Source organism: Draconibacterium orientale (genome assembly GCF_900111425.1).
Lineage (GTDB): Bacteria > Bacteroidota > Bacteroidia > Bacteroidales > Prolixibacteraceae > Draconibacterium > Draconibacterium orientale.
Genome location: NZ_FOHT01000038.1, coordinates 16,095 through 33,858 on the forward strand (window position 1 = coordinate 16,095; position 17,764 = coordinate 33,858).

The window sequence follows — 17,764 nt, forward strand, 5'->3', positions numbered from 1 at the left end:
TTAAAGATGTCGTTTTCCGATTTGTTTCCCCCTCTCAGGGGGAAATGTCGGCGTAAGGCATTTGGGGGGCCGACAATGGGGGTCTATAAACGACATCAAATTAAATCGTTTTGGTTACGGATATGGCCATTCCTACCAATATGCCTATGGAAAAGGATACGCGGTTTAACAACTTACTGCGCCCCGAAGCTCATCCTCCTTTTTTAAAAGGAGGTGTCCCGATCGAAGCATCGGGACGGAGGATTAAGCAGTATGGAACAAAAAGATTCCTCAGTCGTACCTCCTTCGGAATGACAGGGTTATCGAAATTAACCGGCGGCGTAGAAACAAGTTAATAATTTCAATGTCCATCAAACGCCGCCCATGAACATAAACAAGTTGCAAGTGATAGGAATAGAGCAAATACTTATAACAACAACTAAAAATGTTCATGACTTCATCCTCCTTTTGCTAAAGGAGGTGTCCCGATCGAAGCATCGGGACGGAGGATTAAGCAGTATAGAACAAAAAGATTCCTCAGTCGTACCTCCTTCGGAATGACAGGCTTATAGGAATTACCCGGCGGCGTAGAAATACGTTATTAGTTTTAACATCCATAAAACGCCGCCCATGAACATAAACAAGTTGCAAGTGATAGGAATAGAGCAAATACAAACAACAACTACTAAGCATGCTTAAAGCCTCATCCTCCTTTTGCTAAAGAGCCTGTCCCGATCGTAGCATCGGGACGGAGGATTAGGTAGTATCGAACAAAAAGATTCCTCAGTCGTACCTCCTTCGGAATGACAGGCTTATCGGAATTATCCGGCGGCGTAGAAACAAGTTAATAATGTCATTATCCATCAAACGCCGCCCATAAACATTAAAAATACAGGCATTACGAGGAGTCCGCTATTCGGACGACGAAGTAATCTAATCAATTCGCGTAGTTGAAGATAAATAATCAGCGCAAATCAGAACGATCTGTGTTATCAGCGTTCCAACAAAAGATTGCTTCGGACGACGAGTTAATCCGATAAATTTGTGAACGCGAAGGCGTTTAAGTTTTGCACCGCGGCTTTAGCCCCGTGGTAAAAAACAGATAAGTAACAGGCTTTAGCCATTAATCTTTGCATTTAAAGGCTGAAGCCATTCAAACTTCTAATCAGACCTTCACCGCACTAAAGTACGGTGCAAAACAAATTCTAACAAACAAGAAAAAATGATCAATATTCAATAACAAATACCCAATGCAGAACAAGCTAAAACGCATCAATCTGCAGACGATTTGGACATTGATTATTCAGTATTGAATATTCCTATACTCTAACTAGTTACAATGAACATCAGCAGCAAATACTTTCCAATAAATCATTACAGGGGCAAAGCCCCGGAAAGTTACAGCATCGTCCGCAAGGGCGATGATTTGTACAATAACAAATACCCAATGCAGAACAAGCCAAAACGCATCAATCTGCAGACGATTTGAACATTGATTATTCAGTATTGGATATTTCCTACACTCTAAACAGTTACAAGATGTATCAGCAGCAAATTTCCAGTAAATCATTGTAGGGGCAAAGCCCCGGCAAGTTATACCAATTGTATTTCAAAGTGAGCCTTTGAAATTACAATGGTTAATGCCGATAGAAAATTAAAGAGGCTTTGGGAGTGAGCGAACCAAAGCTTCAGTTTAATTTCAAATCGGTATTATGGCATCGTCCCTGCCTAAGGCAGGAAGACGTAAGGGCGATGATTCTTGCGAAAAATTGCAGCTCAGTAACAATACAGCTTTTGTGCGAAAACCAAACCACTAAACGCACACACTGTCAAATAATTAACCAAACAAAATCATAATGCTCATTTTCCGGCCATGAATCAACAAATAACATTTTTGTATTTTTTTCAGGAAACGGCTTTATTAATTAAACAAATTGAGTAGTTTTGCTACTCAACTAATATTGATTTTCTACTCATACAACACCTGTAACTGAGGAGGCGAAGCAGTACCCAAATCAGCGTATCCACCACTACTCCCAACTATTTCCAACTTCACATAACTCACTACTAGCCAAATGATAGAGTCATTAATCACAAACAAAACCCGGCTAAAACTTTTACTCAAGTTTTTTCTGAATAAGGAAACCACCAGCTACCTCAGAAACCTTGAGAATGAGTTTGGTGAATCTTCGAATGCCATACGTCTGGAACTGAACAGGTTGGAGAAAGCTGATTTACTGGTTTCGAATTTCAACGGGAACCGAAAATATTTCCGTGCCAATGATAACCACCCGCTTTACGGCGAAATCAACAGCATTTTGCAAAAAACCGTGGGCCTGGATACGGTTATCGAAAAGATCCTGAAAAATGTAGGCGACCTTAACGAGGCTTATCTTATCGGCGATCTGGCCATAGGCAAAGAATCGGGTATTATCGACCTGCTGCTGGTGGGCGACGACATCGACACTCGCTTTGTGGTGGCACTGGTAACGAAAGCAGAAAAACTGGTCAATAAAAAAATACGCTACCTCATTCTTTCTGAAAACGAAAAGGCCGATTACCTGCAAAAACAAAACGCCTTACATATTTGGTCGAGAGAATAAAGTTTAGCTTTGTTCTTTTGTCGAAAACCGAAAAAAATAATGAACCTTTTAGATTAACGTAACACAAATATGAAGCACTTACTAAAATCAATGTTAACAGTATTCTTTTGCGCTGCACTACTACTGTCCACTCAGGCACAGACGCAAACGCAGACGCAGGATGTAAAGAATGTTGATGTTAAATCATTGCCGCAATCCGAGATCACCAAAGCCAAAAGAGCCATGAAGGATGCCGGGTTATCGGAAGAACAAGCGATACAACTGGCCCGTCAGCGGGGAGCTACCGAGCAACAGATCATGGAAATGCGTCAACGATTAAGCGAACAGGACACCACGCAGCAAGACATGTTTGAGCTTTATGAAGAGCCCGAAATATTACCCGAAGAACAAAAAGACGCTTACCTTTCGCAACGGAAAGTTGAATTAAAGAAGGATCTGGAAGTTTTTGGAGCCTACTTATTTAACAACGAAAACCTGACTTTCGAACCACAGGTAAACATTCAAACACCAAAAAACTACGAAATAGGCATTGGCGATCAGTTGCTTATTCAGGTTTGGGGGAACTCACAAAACAACTATCAGCTAAGGGTAAATAACAACGGACAGATTGTTATTCCCGACCTGGGACCGGTTTATGTGGCTGGCATGTCGTTTGACGAGGCTGAAAAGAAAATTGTAAAAAACCTTACTGCCATTTATGCCGATATGGGAGGCGACAATCCCGGCACCTTTGCCCAGTTAGACATGGGGCAGCTGCGCTCTATCCGTGTAAACCTGTTGGGCGAGGTGGTAGCACCGGGCACCTATACCCTACCCGTAACAGCAACCGTTTTTAACGGCTTGTACCTATCGGGTGGCCCTAACGAAATTGGTTCATTCCGTAACATCAAGGTTATTCGCAACAACAAAATTGAACAGGTAATCGATATATACAATTTACTGGTTAATGCTGATCCATCTGACAATATTACCTTAAAAGACGGCGATATCGTACTGGTGCCGCCTGCCGAAAAACAGGTGGTGGTAAACGGCGAATTCAAACGCAACGGTATTTTCGAAATTAAAGAAGGCGAAATGCTAAACGACCTGGTACGCTTTTCCGGAGGTTTTAACGCCGGAGCCTACCTGGGCAACACGCAAATTGTACGGCAAACACAAAAGGGACAACAGATTATCGATGTTCCTTACGACCTGCTAAATACCACACCGTTGGTAAAAGGCGATACTATTCAGAATAACCTCACTACCGACAGGTTTGAAAACAGAGTAAGCATAGAAGGTGCCGTTTATCATCCGGGAGAGTACGAGTGGACCGAGGGGCTTACCCTCGACCTGTTAATTGAAAAATCAGGCAAGCTGCTGCCCGAAGCATTTAAAGGACGGGGATTGATTACCCGCTACAACAGCGACCGTACGACTTCTGCCATTGCCTTTGATGTGGAAGATATCAGCAGCGGTAAACAAAACATCCTGCTGCAAGCCGACGATGAAGTGCTGATAAAAACCCATTTCGATTTAAAAGAACAACCTTATATTACCGTTAACGGCGAAGTGCTGGAACCCGGCCCCTTCAACTGGTCGGAGAACATGACACTTGGCGATGCTATTTTCCTGGCCGGAGGCCTTACCGAGGGCGCCGACAGTACGTTTATCGAAATTGCCCGCCGCCTGAGTTACGACGATGCCGCCGTACTTTCCGACACCATCGGACACGTTATTATTGCCAATATCTCGCGCGGATTACAACTGGGTAAAAACGATGCTGAAATGAAATTACGGCCCTGGGATCAGGTATCGGTGCGTACGGCTCCCAACTTCCGTCAAAACGAAACGGTAATGATTTCGGGCGAAGTAACCTATGCCGGCGCCTATGCCATTACCAATAAACAAATGCGTATCTCCGACCTGCTGCAAATGGCCGGGGGAACTACCCCGAAAGCCTATCTTCAGGGAGCTACACTCGAACGTTTTTCCGATGAACTGGGCACCGAACGTGTGGCCATCAATCTGCAAAATATTCTTAACAACCCACGGAGCGATAAAGACCTGTTATTAAAAAATAGCGACCGCCTCAATATTCCGGAATTTATGCAAACCGTAAAAATTACCGGAAGCGTACAAAACCCGTTCTCCATTACCTTCGAACCAAAACGTAATGCCAAATACTATATCAACCGTACCGGAGGATTCCAGGCTGAAGCCAATAAGCGAAAAACCTATGTACAGTACCCCAACGGTGAAACAGCGGTTACCAAAGGACTTATTTTCAGACACTACCCCGATGTAACACCGGGTAGTATTGTGGTCGTTCCTGAAAAACCGGAAAAAGAACGTCAGCAGGGACTTTGGCTGGCCATAGCATCTACGATGTCATCAATGGCCGTAGCAATCGCCGCAATTATGAACGCATCGAAATAATTTAGCTGCAAGTAACGAGTATAAAGCAGAAGCAATCTCCTCCTCAAGGAGCGGTGGGCTTTTGCGACGAAGGAGTAAAAGATCTTGGTGGTGGTTTCTTACCCTATCTCTTATCTTTCCCTCCAGGCAGGGAAAGACGATCAGCCGGCAGAAGTAACAGAGACGGTATAAACTATCCATTTAAGAGCATTGAAAAACATCATAAATTAGTGCGTACAAAACAATCAACGACTAAAAAACTTGTTGATGACTTCATCCTCCTTTTTTAAAAGGAGGTGGCTGCCAGTTGGCGGACGGAGGATTGCATAAGGTAAGTGACGAAAATTCGCTTTACCCTATCTCTTATCTTTCCCTCAGGCTGGGAAAGACGATCAGCCGGCAGAAGTAACAGCGACAATATAAAATATCTTGTTAAGAGCATTGAATTAATTTTATAACAATAGAGCAAATACTTATAACAACAACTAAAAATGTTCATGACTTCATCCTCCTTTTGCTAAAGGAGGTGCCTGACGAAGGAAGGCGGAGGATTAGGTAGTATGGAACAAAAAGATTCCTCAGTCATACCTCCTTCGGAATGACAGGCTTATCGGAGTTACCCGGCGGCGTAGAAACAAGTTAATAATGTCATTATCCATCAAACGCCGCCCATGAACATTAAAAATACAGTCATCACGAGGAGTCCGCTATTCGGACGACGAAGTAATCTAATCAATTCGCGTAGTTGAAGATAAATAATCAGCGCAAATCAGAACGATCTGTGTTATCAGCGTTCCAATAAAAGATTGCTTCGGACGACGAGGTAATCCGATTAATTTGTGAACGCGAAGGCGTTTTTAGGTTTTGCACCGCGGCTTTAGCCCGGTGGTAAAAAACAGATAAGTAACAGGCTTTAGCCATTAATCTTTGCATTTAAAGGCTGAAGCCGTTCAAACTTCTAATCAGACCGTCACCGCACTAAAGTACGGTGCAAAATAAATACAGATCAGTTTCAATCAGCATAATCTGCGTTATCAGCGTTCCAACAAAAGATTGACTATTACAAGAGAGTGGAACAGCAGAGATTTTCAGGTAGGTTCTGTTCAATAGAGGGTTTTTGAGGATTTAATAAGCAACATTAAACTTCAAACATTTTTCTCTATCTTTGATTAAAAGCATTAAAAACATGACAACAATTTCAAAGGGAACCAATAAAAAGGAAATCAAATTATTGCTTTTGCAGATTGACAAGAAAAAATCATCCAGAAAAAATATTGATTTAAATAAATATTGCGGAGCATTAAAACTGCAAGAAAACCCTGTTGACATCCAAAAAAAATGGAGAGATGAGTGGGAATAGCCTCGTTATTGATACCAATATCATCCTTTACTTGTTAAATGGCGACGAAACCCTCATCCCAGTTTTGGAAGAGAAACAATTATACATCTCATTCATAACTCAAATGGAATTGCTCAGTTTTCATAAAATTAATGAGCACGATAAAAAAATAATTAAGTCATTTATTAAAGATTGTATTGTTATTGACATTCCTTACGACATCAAAAAACTAGCAATAGAATTAAGAAAAAAATGCAATGTAAAATTACCTGATGCAATAATTGCTGCCACCTCCCTTTTCTTGAATGCACCAATTGTTACAGCCGATAGAGGTTTTAAGAAAATGGATCAGGACATCAACCTGGTTTTTTACGAAAAAGAATAACATTATTATTCAACTGTCATCCCGAACAAAGTGAGCCTGCCTGCAGTAGGCAGGGGATCTGTAACAATAAAACCACTAAAAATACAATCAGCGTAATCTGCGTGAAACAAAAACGACAAGGGAATCTCTTATAATTGGTGGAATTCGTGGATAAAACAATCAGCCCCATCGCTGGTGCGGATTTGTAATCCGTACCTCAGCCAACAGGCTGAAAACAATTATTCACAATCTGCGTTATCCGCGTTCCAACAAAAAACCTTATCAGCATTCGAAAATACAATCAGGCGTAAATCACTATATTTGAAGCACAAAAGCAATAATCAAATGCAGGAACAAGATATAAGGTGGAAACAACGATTTGCCAATTACAAAAAAGCGCTGGATACGCTTTCTCAAGGTATAGAACAACACTTCGAAAAAGAACTCTCTGATCTGGAAAAACAAGGCGTTATTCAGGGATTTGAATTCACACACGAATTGAGCTGGAAGGTAATGCAGGATTTCCTGAAGGATCAGGGGGAAACAAACCTGTACGGATCAAAAGATGCTACACGCCTGGCTTTTAACCGTGGCTTAATTACCAATGGAGAAGGCTGGATGAATATGATTACAGACCGGAACCTTAGCTCGCACACCTATCAGGAAGAAATAGCTGAACAAATTTTTAACCGGATTGTAAACGACTATTTTGAATTATTACGCCAATTTGAAAAAAAGATGGAAGAGCTATGCCATACGGACTAAGCGAAAATATCCTCAGGCAATTGACAGCAGTTTTCGATAAATACATTCAGATCAATGAAGTTATTCTTTACGGATCAAGGGCAAAGGGAAATTATAACGAAGGATCGGACATTGACCTGACTATAGTTGGCGATCAGCTCGATTTTTCCATCCTTCAACAAGTAAATACCGACATCGACCAACTCAACCTTCCCTGGTTATTCGATATTTCTGACTATAAAACCATAAATAATAAAAAACTCATCGATCATATCAATCGTGTCGGTATTACGATATACAAAGAAGAACAATAAAACGTTCGGGAAGATTACAAGGGCATGAGACTGCCGCGCCTCCTTCCTCGGCTCGCGGAATCCTGCACCATAAAATGTTAAGAGTACGGGAAATCCTATTCCAAAATATTTTTTTGAAATACGACTCTGCGATTCAGTGACTCTCGCCTATTGGGAAACGAAGTGAACCAAAAGTCGAAAGAGGAACTAATCCCGAATCAAACTTCGGGAGGCACGAGCGACGAAGCAGCCTCATCACTTTTACACTAAAAATACTTTACTGCACGAGTCTGCGAGCCGCAGGCGCGGCAGCCTCACTCACACTACTAAAAACATACAAAAAACAAACGAACTAAATACATGATACCCAACCAAGTAAAAACCATAACATGTATCGGCGCAGGCTATGTAGGCGGCCCAACCATGGCTGTAATTGCTAAAAACTGCCCGCACATTAGAGTAAACGTGGTTGACATCAATCCGGAGCGGATAGCCGCCTGGAACGATACAGACCTCGAAAAGCTTCCCATTTACGAACCAGGTTTAAAAGAAGTGGTAGCCGAAGCACGTGGGCGTAACCTCTTTTTTAGCACCGATGTCGATCAGGGCATCCGCGACGGACAAATGATATTCATCTCGGTAAACACCCCGACCAAAACCTATGGTACCGGTAAAGGAATGGCGGCCGACCTGAAATACGTGGAGCTCTGTGCGCGGCAAATTGCAAAAGTGGCACAGGAAGATAAGATCGTAGTCGAAAAATCAACTTTACCTGTACGTACCGCAGAATCTATCAAAAGAATTTTACAGGCCGAAGACACAGAACACAACTTTGCCATACTCTCCAATCCGGAGTTTCTGGCAGAAGGTACAGCTATTGATGATCTCCAGCATGCCGACCGGATGCTCATTGGAGGAGAAGAAGATGAGAACGGACAACGTGCTATTGAAGCCCTTGTGAATGTTTACGCCAATTGGATTCCCAGGGAACGACTGATCACGACACGTGTATGGTCATCCGAGTTATCCAAGCTCACTGCAAATGCTGTACTGGCACAACGCGTAAGTTCCATCAATGCCATTTCTGCGTTGTGCGAACGTACGGGTGCCGATGTGGACGAAGTGGCACATGCCATTGGGATGGACAGCCGTATCGGTCCAAAATTTCTAAAAGCCTCAGTAGGCTTTGGAGGCAGCTGTTTCCAGAAAGATATACTCAACCTGGTGTACCTCTGCAGGCATTTTAACCTCCCCGAGGTAGCGGATTACTGGGAGCAGGTGGTAAAACTCAACGATTACCAGAAACACCGTTTCGCCAAAAACATTGTTGATTCCCTCTTTAATACCGTTTCCGGGAAAAAGATCACCTTCCTGGGCTGGGCCTTTAAAAAAGACACCAACGATACCCGCGAAAGTGCTGCCATATACGTAGCCAAAGAGCTCCTTGATGATCACGCCGAGATACATGTATATGATCCCAAAGTCACCAAAGAGCAAATTTTCAAAGATTTGGAGTACCTGCTGACCCAAAAGGGCGACTGTCATTCCGAAGGAAGCGAAGCGATGAGGAATCTGTTACAAAGAGTCACTGTCCACACCTCTCCCTACCCGGCGATGGACGAAGCTCACGCCATTGCCGTGTTAACCGAGTGGGATGAGTTTAAAACCTACGACTGGAAAGAAATATACAATAACATGCATAAACCTGCCTTTATTTTTGATGGACGGAATATCCTAAATGCAAAAGAATTAGCGGAAATCGGATTTTCGTACAAAGGTATCGGCAAAGGATAACCCAGCCAATGTGTCATCCCGAACACAGTGAGGGATCTGTAACAATAAAACGACTAACAATAATCAGCGCAAATCAATACAACCAGCGTTATCAGCGTTCCAACAAGATTGCTTCGGACGGTAAACTTGCCCTCAAATTACGAGAGCCTACTCATTTTTACTGGGAATAATGAGGTACTGACTGTTTTAGGCTTTACCCCTTTGACTGTAGCCATTTCCCCTCAAGAGGGGAACAGTTTAAAAGTAAGGCCGCAAATTTTGAAACAAAGCTAAATTTGATCAGCACTTGCTCCCCTCGCGAGGGGAGCTCCCGATAGGGAGAGGGGTAAAGTAAACTGATTTCTGTCATTGGCAGCAGTCCCGACAAACCGGGACGACGAAGTAATCCAATAAAATTTGTGAAATAAGTGTAATTCGTGGACAAAAATATAAACAAGACACAAATGACCGAAGAAATAAAAAGCAACCAGCCAGCAGAAGACGAGATAGACCTCATCGCCCTCGCCAAAACCCTTTGGGACAACCGTAAATTTATAATCATAACAGTAGCCATCTTTATGTTACTGGGTGTTGCCGTAGCCCTGCTAACACCAAAGGAATATACCGCCTCTACCACGCTGGTGCCACAGGTTTCCAAGGGATCCACTAAAATGGGCGGACTCTCATCGCTGGCAGCCATGGCAGGCTTTAACCTGAACGATATGACAGGAAGCTCCGGCGAACTCTCCCCCATGGTTTATCCACAAATTGTAAAAAGTGTACCCTTTCAGCTCGAACTGATGAACACTCCTTTCTGTTTTCCTGAGAATGAACAGCCCGTCAGCATTTACACCTACTACACTGAAGTAAAAGAAACCGGCTTCCTCGAAGGATTAAAAAAGTACACCATTGGTCTTCCCGGCGTAATCATCAAAGCCATAAGAGGCGAACAAGTGACCAGTGACCCAATGACCAGTGACTCAATGACCAGTGACTATATAACCCTCTCTAAAGAGCAAGAGAAAATACGTAAAATGCTTAGCGACAAGGTAAATCTCGAAGTAAACGACAAAGATGGCTACCTGACCCTCTCGGCCACCTCACTCGACCCGAAACTGGCCGCACAGCTCACCACTAAAGCACAAACACTGTTGCAGAATACCATTACCGACTTTAAAATCGAAAAAGCAAAAACACAACTCGATTTTATACAGGAACGCTACAACGAAAAAAAGAACGAATTCGAAAACGCACAGGCCACGTTGGCCCAGTTCCGCGACCGTAATAAAAATGTGACCTCTGCCCTGGCACGCACCACCGAAGAACAGCTGCAAAACGAATACCAGCTGGCTTTTGAGGTATATTCGCAACTGGCGCAACAACTCGAACAGGCACAAATACAGGTAAAAGAAGATACACCTGTATTTTCCGTGCTTAAACCGGTTACCGTTCCTCTTGAAGATAACGCCAGTGGATTGACAATCCTGATCATTTTCACATTCCTTGGAGCAGTTATTGCTGTTGGATGGATCTTTGGAAAGGAGTTTATGGCAGGTCTAAAAGACAAATGGGATACTGTAGAATAGTACCAAGGCTACAGTCCCAACTCACAATGTCTCACAGTCCCAGTGCTCAGTATCCGGCATCAAAACCAAACAATAAACGTCTTACGATCATCAGTATAAAGATAAATTCGTAATTTTGTTTGTTATGCAACACGATTCAGGTATATTATCACAATTTTCAAAACACCTGTTTTGGGATATCGACACCTTTGAACTGGATATAAATGTACATGCCAAATTTATCATTTCAAAGGTTATTCAATATGGTAATTATACCGATTGGAAACTTCTTGTAAAATGCTACGGCATAAACCTTATCGTAAAAAATGCTCAAAAAATAAGAGAACTCGATAAACGAACGGCTTCATTTTTAGCTATAATTGGAGAGGTTCCCAAAGCAAGCTTTTTATGTTATTCTACGAAACCATCCACGCCCAAACATTGGGGCTTTTAAAAAAGCTGCAATCCGAAGATTTATTTTCAAATCTAAGGCTGGTTGGTGGCACATCACTGGCCTTACAAATCGGGCATCGGATCTCTGTTGATATCGATTTGTTTGGAGATTTAAAATGCGACAATATTACATTGAATAACACCTTAAAGTCGCTGGCTCAATATAGAATTATTCAACAAACCGAAAATATTCATATTTATAACATTGAAAATATTAAGGTAGATGTGGTGAACTACCCCTACCCCTGGTTGCAGGCTCCGGTTACTAAGGATGGTTTGACACTGGCAGCAATTGAAGATATCGCAGCAATGAAACTGGCGGCTATTACCGGTAGGGGAAGCAAGAAAGACTTTATCGATTTGTATTTTTTGCTTCAACGATTTAGCCTGAAAGAAATGCTTAATCTTTATCTAAAAAAATATAACGAAGGTTCAGTATTTATGGTATTACGAAGTTTGGCCTACTTCGACGACGCAGAAGAAGAGCTGATGCCTAAAATGCTGGTCGAGGTTACCTGGAACGAAATAAAAGCAACAATAACAGATAAGCTAAAAACCTTCCAATCAGCCCAATAATACCAATTGTACTTTCTTTTGACGCATGGCAATAAGAAAGTTTACAATGGTTAATGCCGATAATACAACAAAGGAGGAGACTGAACGAAGTGAATTGAAAATAAGCGAAGGCATTATGTTTTTATTTTACTGAGCTAAAGTATGCGACATTTTGTTGTTAAATCGGTATAAAAGAACAGCTGCAAAACGAATACCAGCTAGCCTTTGAAGTGTATTCGCAACTGGCACAACAGCTCGAACAGGCCCAAATACAGGTGAAAGAAGATACACCCGTTTTTTCCTGTTGAAACCGGTTACTGTTCCCGTAGAAGATAATGCCAGCGGATTTACAACATTTGTTATCTTTATCTTTTTAGGTGCTGTGGTTGGAGTTGGATGGATTTTTGGGAAAGAGTTTCTAAACAGCATAAAAGCAAAATGGAACGAACCAACAGCATAAATGAACACCAAGGATATAATTAACAATTTAATCCCGTGTCGAAACAAAGTTCATAAAAGATGAAGATCAAAATAATAGTTCATTAATTTTCCATTCTGAATAGTTAATAATTATAGTTTTGCTTTGTAAAGTTCACTTATCTGTTAATAAGTTAAAACCATGGAACCAAAAACTTTTGTATTAATAGGAGCCGCAGGTTATATCGCACCAAAACATTTTAATGCCATCCAAAAAATTGGGGGTAAACTCATCGCTGTAATCGATCCCGTTGATAATCTGGATATTTTGGATGACTATTTTCCCAATGCAGAATATTTTAGATCAATAGAGGATGCTAAACCTTTTATGAAGACAAATCTTGTTGATTACTTTGTAGTTTGTTCTCCTACACACCTTCATTTTGATCATATCAGTTTTGGCTTAAAAAATAATTGTGATGTAATCTGCGAAAGTCCATTGGTTTTAACATGGAATGAATTAGAAAAGTTAAAAGATATAGAATCTCAATCCGCCCATAAAATTTATAACCTCCTTCAATACCGTCATGATCCAGCATTTATAGAACTGAAAAAGAATTTTGACAACAAAAAACACTATTTAATCACCCTTAAAAATTTCTCTTACCGCGGAAAGTGGCTAGCCCATAGCTGGAAAGGTGATTCAAAAAAAACAGGAGGATTGATAACGGCGCTTGGATACCATTTTTTTGATGGATTTATTAATATCTATGGGAAACCAATAGAGACCAAACTTGAAAAAAATACAAATCAACATTGTTTAGGCAATATGAAGCTAGAGAACGCCACTGTAGATTTTGAACTTGCCAACTCATTTAAACAGGAAGAAAATAGAAATGAGCTGTTTATTGAAGTGGACGAACAAATTATTGATCTGTATAAAAGCGATAAAGAACTTTTTATTCGTGCTTATCAACATATAACAAACAACAAAGGAATTGGTATCTCCGACATAGAACCAACAATTAAATTCCTGGAGAAACGTTAGAACAAACACATTAAACAAACACAACGACTTACACAAATAATAATCATTTGTAAGCATAAAAACATTTTCAAATGAATACAACCAAAATCGCAGTAATCGGCCTTGGTTATGTAGGCCTGCCTTTAGCCGTAGAATTCGCTAAGAAATTTCCCGTGGTGGGTTTCGACATTAACCAATCACGTGTCGATGAATTAAATTCAGGAACCGATTCCACCCTCGAAGTGGATGATGACAACCTTCAATCCGTTGTCAGCCTGAGCGAAGTCGAAGGGAACAACGGTCTTTACCTGACAACTAAACCCGCCGCACTGTCCGACTGCAACTACTACATCGTAACAGTACCTACACCAACCGATAAAAACAACCGCCCGGTATTGACACCACTGATCAAAGCCTCCGAAACCATCGGCAAGGTGCTCAAAAAAGACGATATTGTTATTTATGAATCGACAGTTTACCCGGGAGCAACCGAGGAAGACTGTGTGCCGGTTTTGGAACTCTATTCAGGCATGAAAATGAATACCGACTTTTTTGTAGGCTATTCGCCTGAACGGATCAATCCCGGCGACAAATTGCACACCGTTACCAAAATAAAAAAAGTAACATCAGGCTCAACCCCAGAAACCGGAACAAAAGTAGATGCTTTATACCGCACGGTTATCGAAGCCGGCACCCATCTCGCTCCCTCCATAAAAGTAGCTGAAGCGGCCAAAGTCATCGAAAATTCACAACGCGATATCAACATCGCATTTGTAAACGAACTCGCCAAAATTTTTAGCAAATTGGGAATTGACACCAAAGAAGTATTGGAAGCTGCCGGAACGAAATGGAACTTCCTCCCCTTTTCTCCTGGACTAGTTGGCGGCCACTGTATCGGTGTAGATCCCTACTATCTGGCGCAAAAAGCACAGGAAACAGGTTACAATCCTGAAATTATATTGGCAGGCCGCCGAATGAACGATGGTATGGGCGCATGGGTCGCTTCCCAAATTGTGAAACTAATGATCCACAAAGGCCATGCGGTAAAAGACAGCAAAATATTGGTTCTGGGTATCACCTTCAAGGAAAACTGTCCGGATATCCGAAATACCAAAGCCATCGATGTAATTAACGAACTAAAGACCTATGGCTGTAAGGTGGATGTATACGATCCATGGGCTAATAACGAAGAGGTAAAACAGGAATACGGCTTAGACTTAGTTGATGACTACACAGAAAACAAGTACGACGGTGTAGTGCTGGCCGTAGCCCACAATGAATTTAAAGACCTCGACCTCTCGAAATTGCGCAATGGCCACAATGCAGTTATTTACGACATCAAAGGTATTTGGGATAAAGAACAGGTTGACGGGAGATTGTAAGGTAAACGGGTGGCAAGACCGCTTCGGTCATTCTTCCCACGCGAAACCTTGCACAAAATAACATTTAGTAGAACAAACCTTGCATCCCAAAACAGAATAAGGAGCACTACTTCCTTAGAATCCGTCAACTGACGGAGATAAAGGGAACTCACAACGATAACACAAAAATGAAAATTGAAAATAAGAAAGTATTGGTAACAGGTGGAGCCGGTTTTATCGGCTCCAACCTCGTTGACCGCTTGTTAGCCCAAAACAATATTGTGATTTGCCTGGATAACTTTGCCACCGGCAAACGGGAAAATTTGGCAAATGCACTCCAACATCCGGCATTTACCCTGATTGAAGGCGACATCCGCAATTACGAAGGTTGCCAAAAAGCTGTAGAAGGCTGCCAATACGTATTGCATCAGGCAGCGCTCGGAAGTGTTCCGCGCTCCATAGCCGACCCAATGACCAGCACCGATGTAAATATCGGGGGCTTTGTAAAAATGCTACACGCTGCAAAAGAAGCGAATGTAAAGCGTTTTGTATATGCTGCCAGTTCTTCTACCTACGGCGATTCTAAAAAACTGCCTAAAATTGAAAACGAAATTGGTCGCCCTCTCTCACCCTATGCAATTACGAAATATGTTGATGAACTCTATGCCGACGTATTTGCCAAGACCTACGGTATGCAGTGCATTGGACTGCGTTATTTCAATGTTTTTGGTAAACGACAAACACCCGATGGAGCATATGCGGCCGTAATCCCGTTATGGGTAAAATCTCTTATTAAGCACGAATCTCCATACATTAATGGCGATGGCTCTTATTCGCGCGATTTCACCTATATTGAAAACGTAATACATGCCAACGAGCAAGCCATGCTACAAAGCACCGAAACCATTTACAAAAACCGCGAAACCTATTACAACGAAGATGTAGCCAAGAGAGAGAGACTCGATATTGACGCCACCCATTTCTCCGAAGTGTTTAATGTGGCTTTTGGCGGCAACACCAACCTCAACCAGCTTTTTAACACCTTGCGCAACAACCTGGCAAAGCACGACCCTAATATTGCAAAAGTAGACGTTATTTATCGCGATAAACGCCCAGGCGACATCCCTCATTCGCAAGCAAGTATTTTTAAAGCCCAAACAATACTCAACTATCAGCCAAAATATTCGGCCGAAGAAGGCTTTGCAAGGGCTTGTGAATGGTATTTTGAAAACATAAAAGCTTAATACTTGCCTTTGTTCGCCTCTATTCCAAAAGGAAAACCTGTTTTGGGCTACCAACCGGAATATTCTGTAAAAAAAGGGTTGGGAGAGGCTTGTGGGTGGTATATCCAACACCTGCAATAACCTTATTCACACTTAAATTAATTGTAGAATCTAAGCTTTTATAAAAAGTGAGTTTAAAAAAAGATTTAATAAAAGTAGGCTTTTCAAATTTTATTGTACTCATCTCAAGCCTTGTTAATAGTTTTATACTACCAACCATATTAACAATTAAAGGATATGCTGATTATAAAACCTATATATTATATGCAAGTTTTATTGGTTTCCTTCATTTTGGATTTGTCGATGGTATTAATGTTAAATACGGAGGAATTGATAAAAGAAACTTAAATATTAAAGAATTTGAGGACTATCATACCTTTTTTATTCTTTTCCAAATAATTATTGTTGGAATATTATCTGTGCTAAGCGTACTCATTAACAATAATTATTTATTTTTTATTTGTCTCGCAATAATTCCAATCAATATTCAATCATTCTTCCTGTTTTTCTATCAAGCCATTGGTGAATTCAGAATATATTCTTTAGTTACAATTATTGTCCCTTTGTGTAATACATTTATCACCTTAGCCTTACTCTTATTCAAAGTGATGAACTTCGAAGCATTTGTGTTCTCAAATATTGCAAGTTATTACATCTCTATGATAATTTTGGAAATAAGATTCTTTCGTGAAAAGAAGGTAAAACCTAGACAGTCTTCTAATAACATACCTCAATTTTTAACAGAAAAAATTAAAGTATTCATATCTGTTTTAAAAAACCACAAAAACATATTTATTTCAGGTTTTTTCATTATGCTTGGAACTGTTCTTTTTAATCTGTTTTTTAATACGGGACGTTGGATTACAAAAATATTTACAGATGATGAGAAATTCGCAATTTATTCTCTTAGCTTATCTCTAATTGGATTTATTGTAATTTTTGTATCTGCTGTAAACAAAACATTTTACCCTTACTTATACCGCAATAATAACTTGAAAGTACTAACCAAATTAAGAAGAATTCTATATATAACCAGTACTATTGCTCTTCCTTCATATTTTATCTTAAAATACATTATCCTAAATTATTTGCCTAAATACACAAGTGCCTTGCTCATTACGGCTATTGTTATTACTTCCATACCTGGAATTTTTATTATAAAATCAATCTATGCCAATTTATACAAAATAGAAAAAAAAGAGAGTGATTTTTTAACCGACACTATCATATACCTAGCAATTGGTTTTCTACTTAACATTAGCTCATTTTTATATTTCAAAACACTTACGTCAATTGCAATTGCTTCTGTTATTACTATATATATTTGGACTGTATTCCCCCTCTCTTTTAAGATCATTTCTGCAACTCAACGGTTCTATGAACTCTGTTATATTGTGGTAGTAATAGGCTCTTTTTTTACAATTTATTGGTTCGACTTACATTTTATTTATAGCTCTCTATTGTCATTCATATTCATTATAGGAATCAACTTCGTATTCTTCCGAGAACAATCTCTTTCGCTTTTAAAACGTAGTTTATGATTTATCTTTTAATACTCATATACTCTCTCACTCTTTCATTTGTTTATGATTTCGGCAACTTGAGAATTGG

16 protein-coding genes are annotated in these 17,764 nt (G+C 40.6%); all 16 read left to right on the plus strand.

Features of this window, described 5'->3' with window-relative positions; genetic code table 11:
* Nucleotides 1-110 precede the first annotated feature (110 nt).
* Nucleotides 111-335 carry a hypothetical protein gene (locus BMW53_RS17585; RefSeq protein ID WP_139178233.1) on the plus strand — a complete coding sequence of 75 codons (225 nt, stop codon included), beginning with the start codon at nucleotides 111-113 and terminating at the stop codon, nucleotides 333-335.
* A gap of 1,719 nt (nucleotides 336-2,054) precedes the next feature.
* A complete protein-coding gene (locus BMW53_RS17595) occupies nucleotides 2,055-2,582 on the plus strand; it encodes a transcriptional regulator (protein WP_074781065.1) in 528 nt (175 codons plus the stop codon).
* A gap of 90 nt (nucleotides 2,583-2,672) precedes the next feature.
* Complete coding sequence (locus BMW53_RS17600; protein ID WP_168136454.1) at nucleotides 2,673-5,000, plus strand: SLBB domain-containing protein; 2,328 nt, start codon at nucleotides 2,673-2,675, stop codon at nucleotides 4,998-5,000.
* Nucleotides 5,001-6,165: 1,165 nt separating this feature from the next.
* A complete protein-coding gene (locus BMW53_RS21025; RefSeq protein WP_157470899.1) occupies nucleotides 6,166-6,339 on the plus strand; it encodes a hypothetical protein in 174 nt (57 codons plus the stop codon).
* Nucleotides 6,326-6,703, plus strand: coding sequence for a type II toxin-antitoxin system VapC family toxin (locus BMW53_RS17605; RefSeq protein WP_038563041.1), 378 nt, complete (start codon nucleotides 6,326-6,328; stop codon nucleotides 6,701-6,703). The genes BMW53_RS21025 and BMW53_RS17605 overlap by 14 nt, the downstream gene beginning before the upstream one ends.
* A 324-nt stretch (nucleotides 6,704-7,027) precedes the next feature.
* On the plus strand, nucleotides 7,028-7,447 hold the full coding sequence (locus BMW53_RS17610; protein ID WP_038563044.1) for a nucleotidyltransferase substrate binding protein: 420 nt from the start codon (nucleotides 7,028-7,030) through the stop codon (nucleotides 7,445-7,447).
* Complete coding sequence (locus BMW53_RS17615) at nucleotides 7,432-7,740, plus strand: nucleotidyltransferase domain-containing protein (RefSeq protein WP_038563045.1); 309 nt, start codon at nucleotides 7,432-7,434, stop codon at nucleotides 7,738-7,740. Before BMW53_RS17610 ends, BMW53_RS17615 begins: the two co-directional genes overlap by 16 nt.
* A 339-nt stretch (nucleotides 7,741-8,079) precedes the next feature.
* Nucleotides 8,080-9,513: a UDP-glucose 6-dehydrogenase gene (locus BMW53_RS17620; RefSeq protein ID WP_038563048.1), complete on the plus strand. Its 1,434-nt coding sequence runs from the start codon at nucleotides 8,080-8,082 to the stop codon at nucleotides 9,511-9,513.
* 443 nt (nucleotides 9,514-9,956) lie between these two features.
* Nucleotides 9,957-11,078: a Wzz/FepE/Etk N-terminal domain-containing protein gene (locus tag BMW53_RS17625; protein WP_038563050.1), complete on the plus strand. Its 1,122-nt coding sequence runs from the start codon at nucleotides 9,957-9,959 to the stop codon at nucleotides 11,076-11,078.
* 124 nt (nucleotides 11,079-11,202) lie between these two features.
* Nucleotides 11,203-11,511: a DUF6922 domain-containing protein gene (locus BMW53_RS21545; protein WP_038563053.1), complete on the plus strand. Its 309-nt coding sequence runs from the start codon at nucleotides 11,203-11,205 to the stop codon at nucleotides 11,509-11,511.
* Complete coding sequence (locus BMW53_RS17635) at nucleotides 11,466-12,086, plus strand: nucleotidyl transferase AbiEii/AbiGii toxin family protein (protein WP_038563055.1); 621 nt, start codon at nucleotides 11,466-11,468, stop codon at nucleotides 12,084-12,086. Before BMW53_RS21545 ends, BMW53_RS17635 begins: the two co-directional genes overlap by 46 nt.
* A 283-nt stretch (nucleotides 12,087-12,369) precedes the next feature.
* Nucleotides 12,370-12,525, plus strand: a complete 156-nt coding sequence (locus BMW53_RS21030; protein WP_168136455.1) for a hypothetical protein — start codon at nucleotides 12,370-12,372, stop codon at nucleotides 12,523-12,525.
* Nucleotides 12,526-12,684: 159 nt separating this feature from the next.
* Nucleotides 12,685-13,530, plus strand: coding sequence for a Gfo/Idh/MocA family protein (locus BMW53_RS17640; protein WP_051568099.1), 846 nt, complete (start codon nucleotides 12,685-12,687; stop codon nucleotides 13,528-13,530).
* Nucleotides 13,531-13,601: 71 nt separating this feature from the next.
* Nucleotides 13,602-14,891 (plus strand): nucleotide sugar dehydrogenase, encoded by a 1,290-nt coding sequence (locus BMW53_RS17645; protein WP_074781069.1) that lies wholly within the window; start codon nucleotides 13,602-13,604, stop codon nucleotides 14,889-14,891.
* 167 nt (nucleotides 14,892-15,058) lie between these two features.
* Nucleotides 15,059-16,114 carry an SDR family oxidoreductase gene (locus BMW53_RS17650; protein ID WP_074781071.1) on the plus strand — a complete coding sequence of 352 codons (1,056 nt, stop codon included), beginning with the start codon at nucleotides 15,059-15,061 and terminating at the stop codon, nucleotides 16,112-16,114.
* A gap of 167 nt (nucleotides 16,115-16,281) precedes the next feature.
* Nucleotides 16,282-17,694, plus strand: coding sequence for an MATE family efflux transporter (locus BMW53_RS17655; RefSeq protein WP_038563061.1), 1,413 nt, complete (start codon nucleotides 16,282-16,284; stop codon nucleotides 17,692-17,694).
* Nucleotides 17,695-17,764 lie beyond the last annotated feature (70 nt).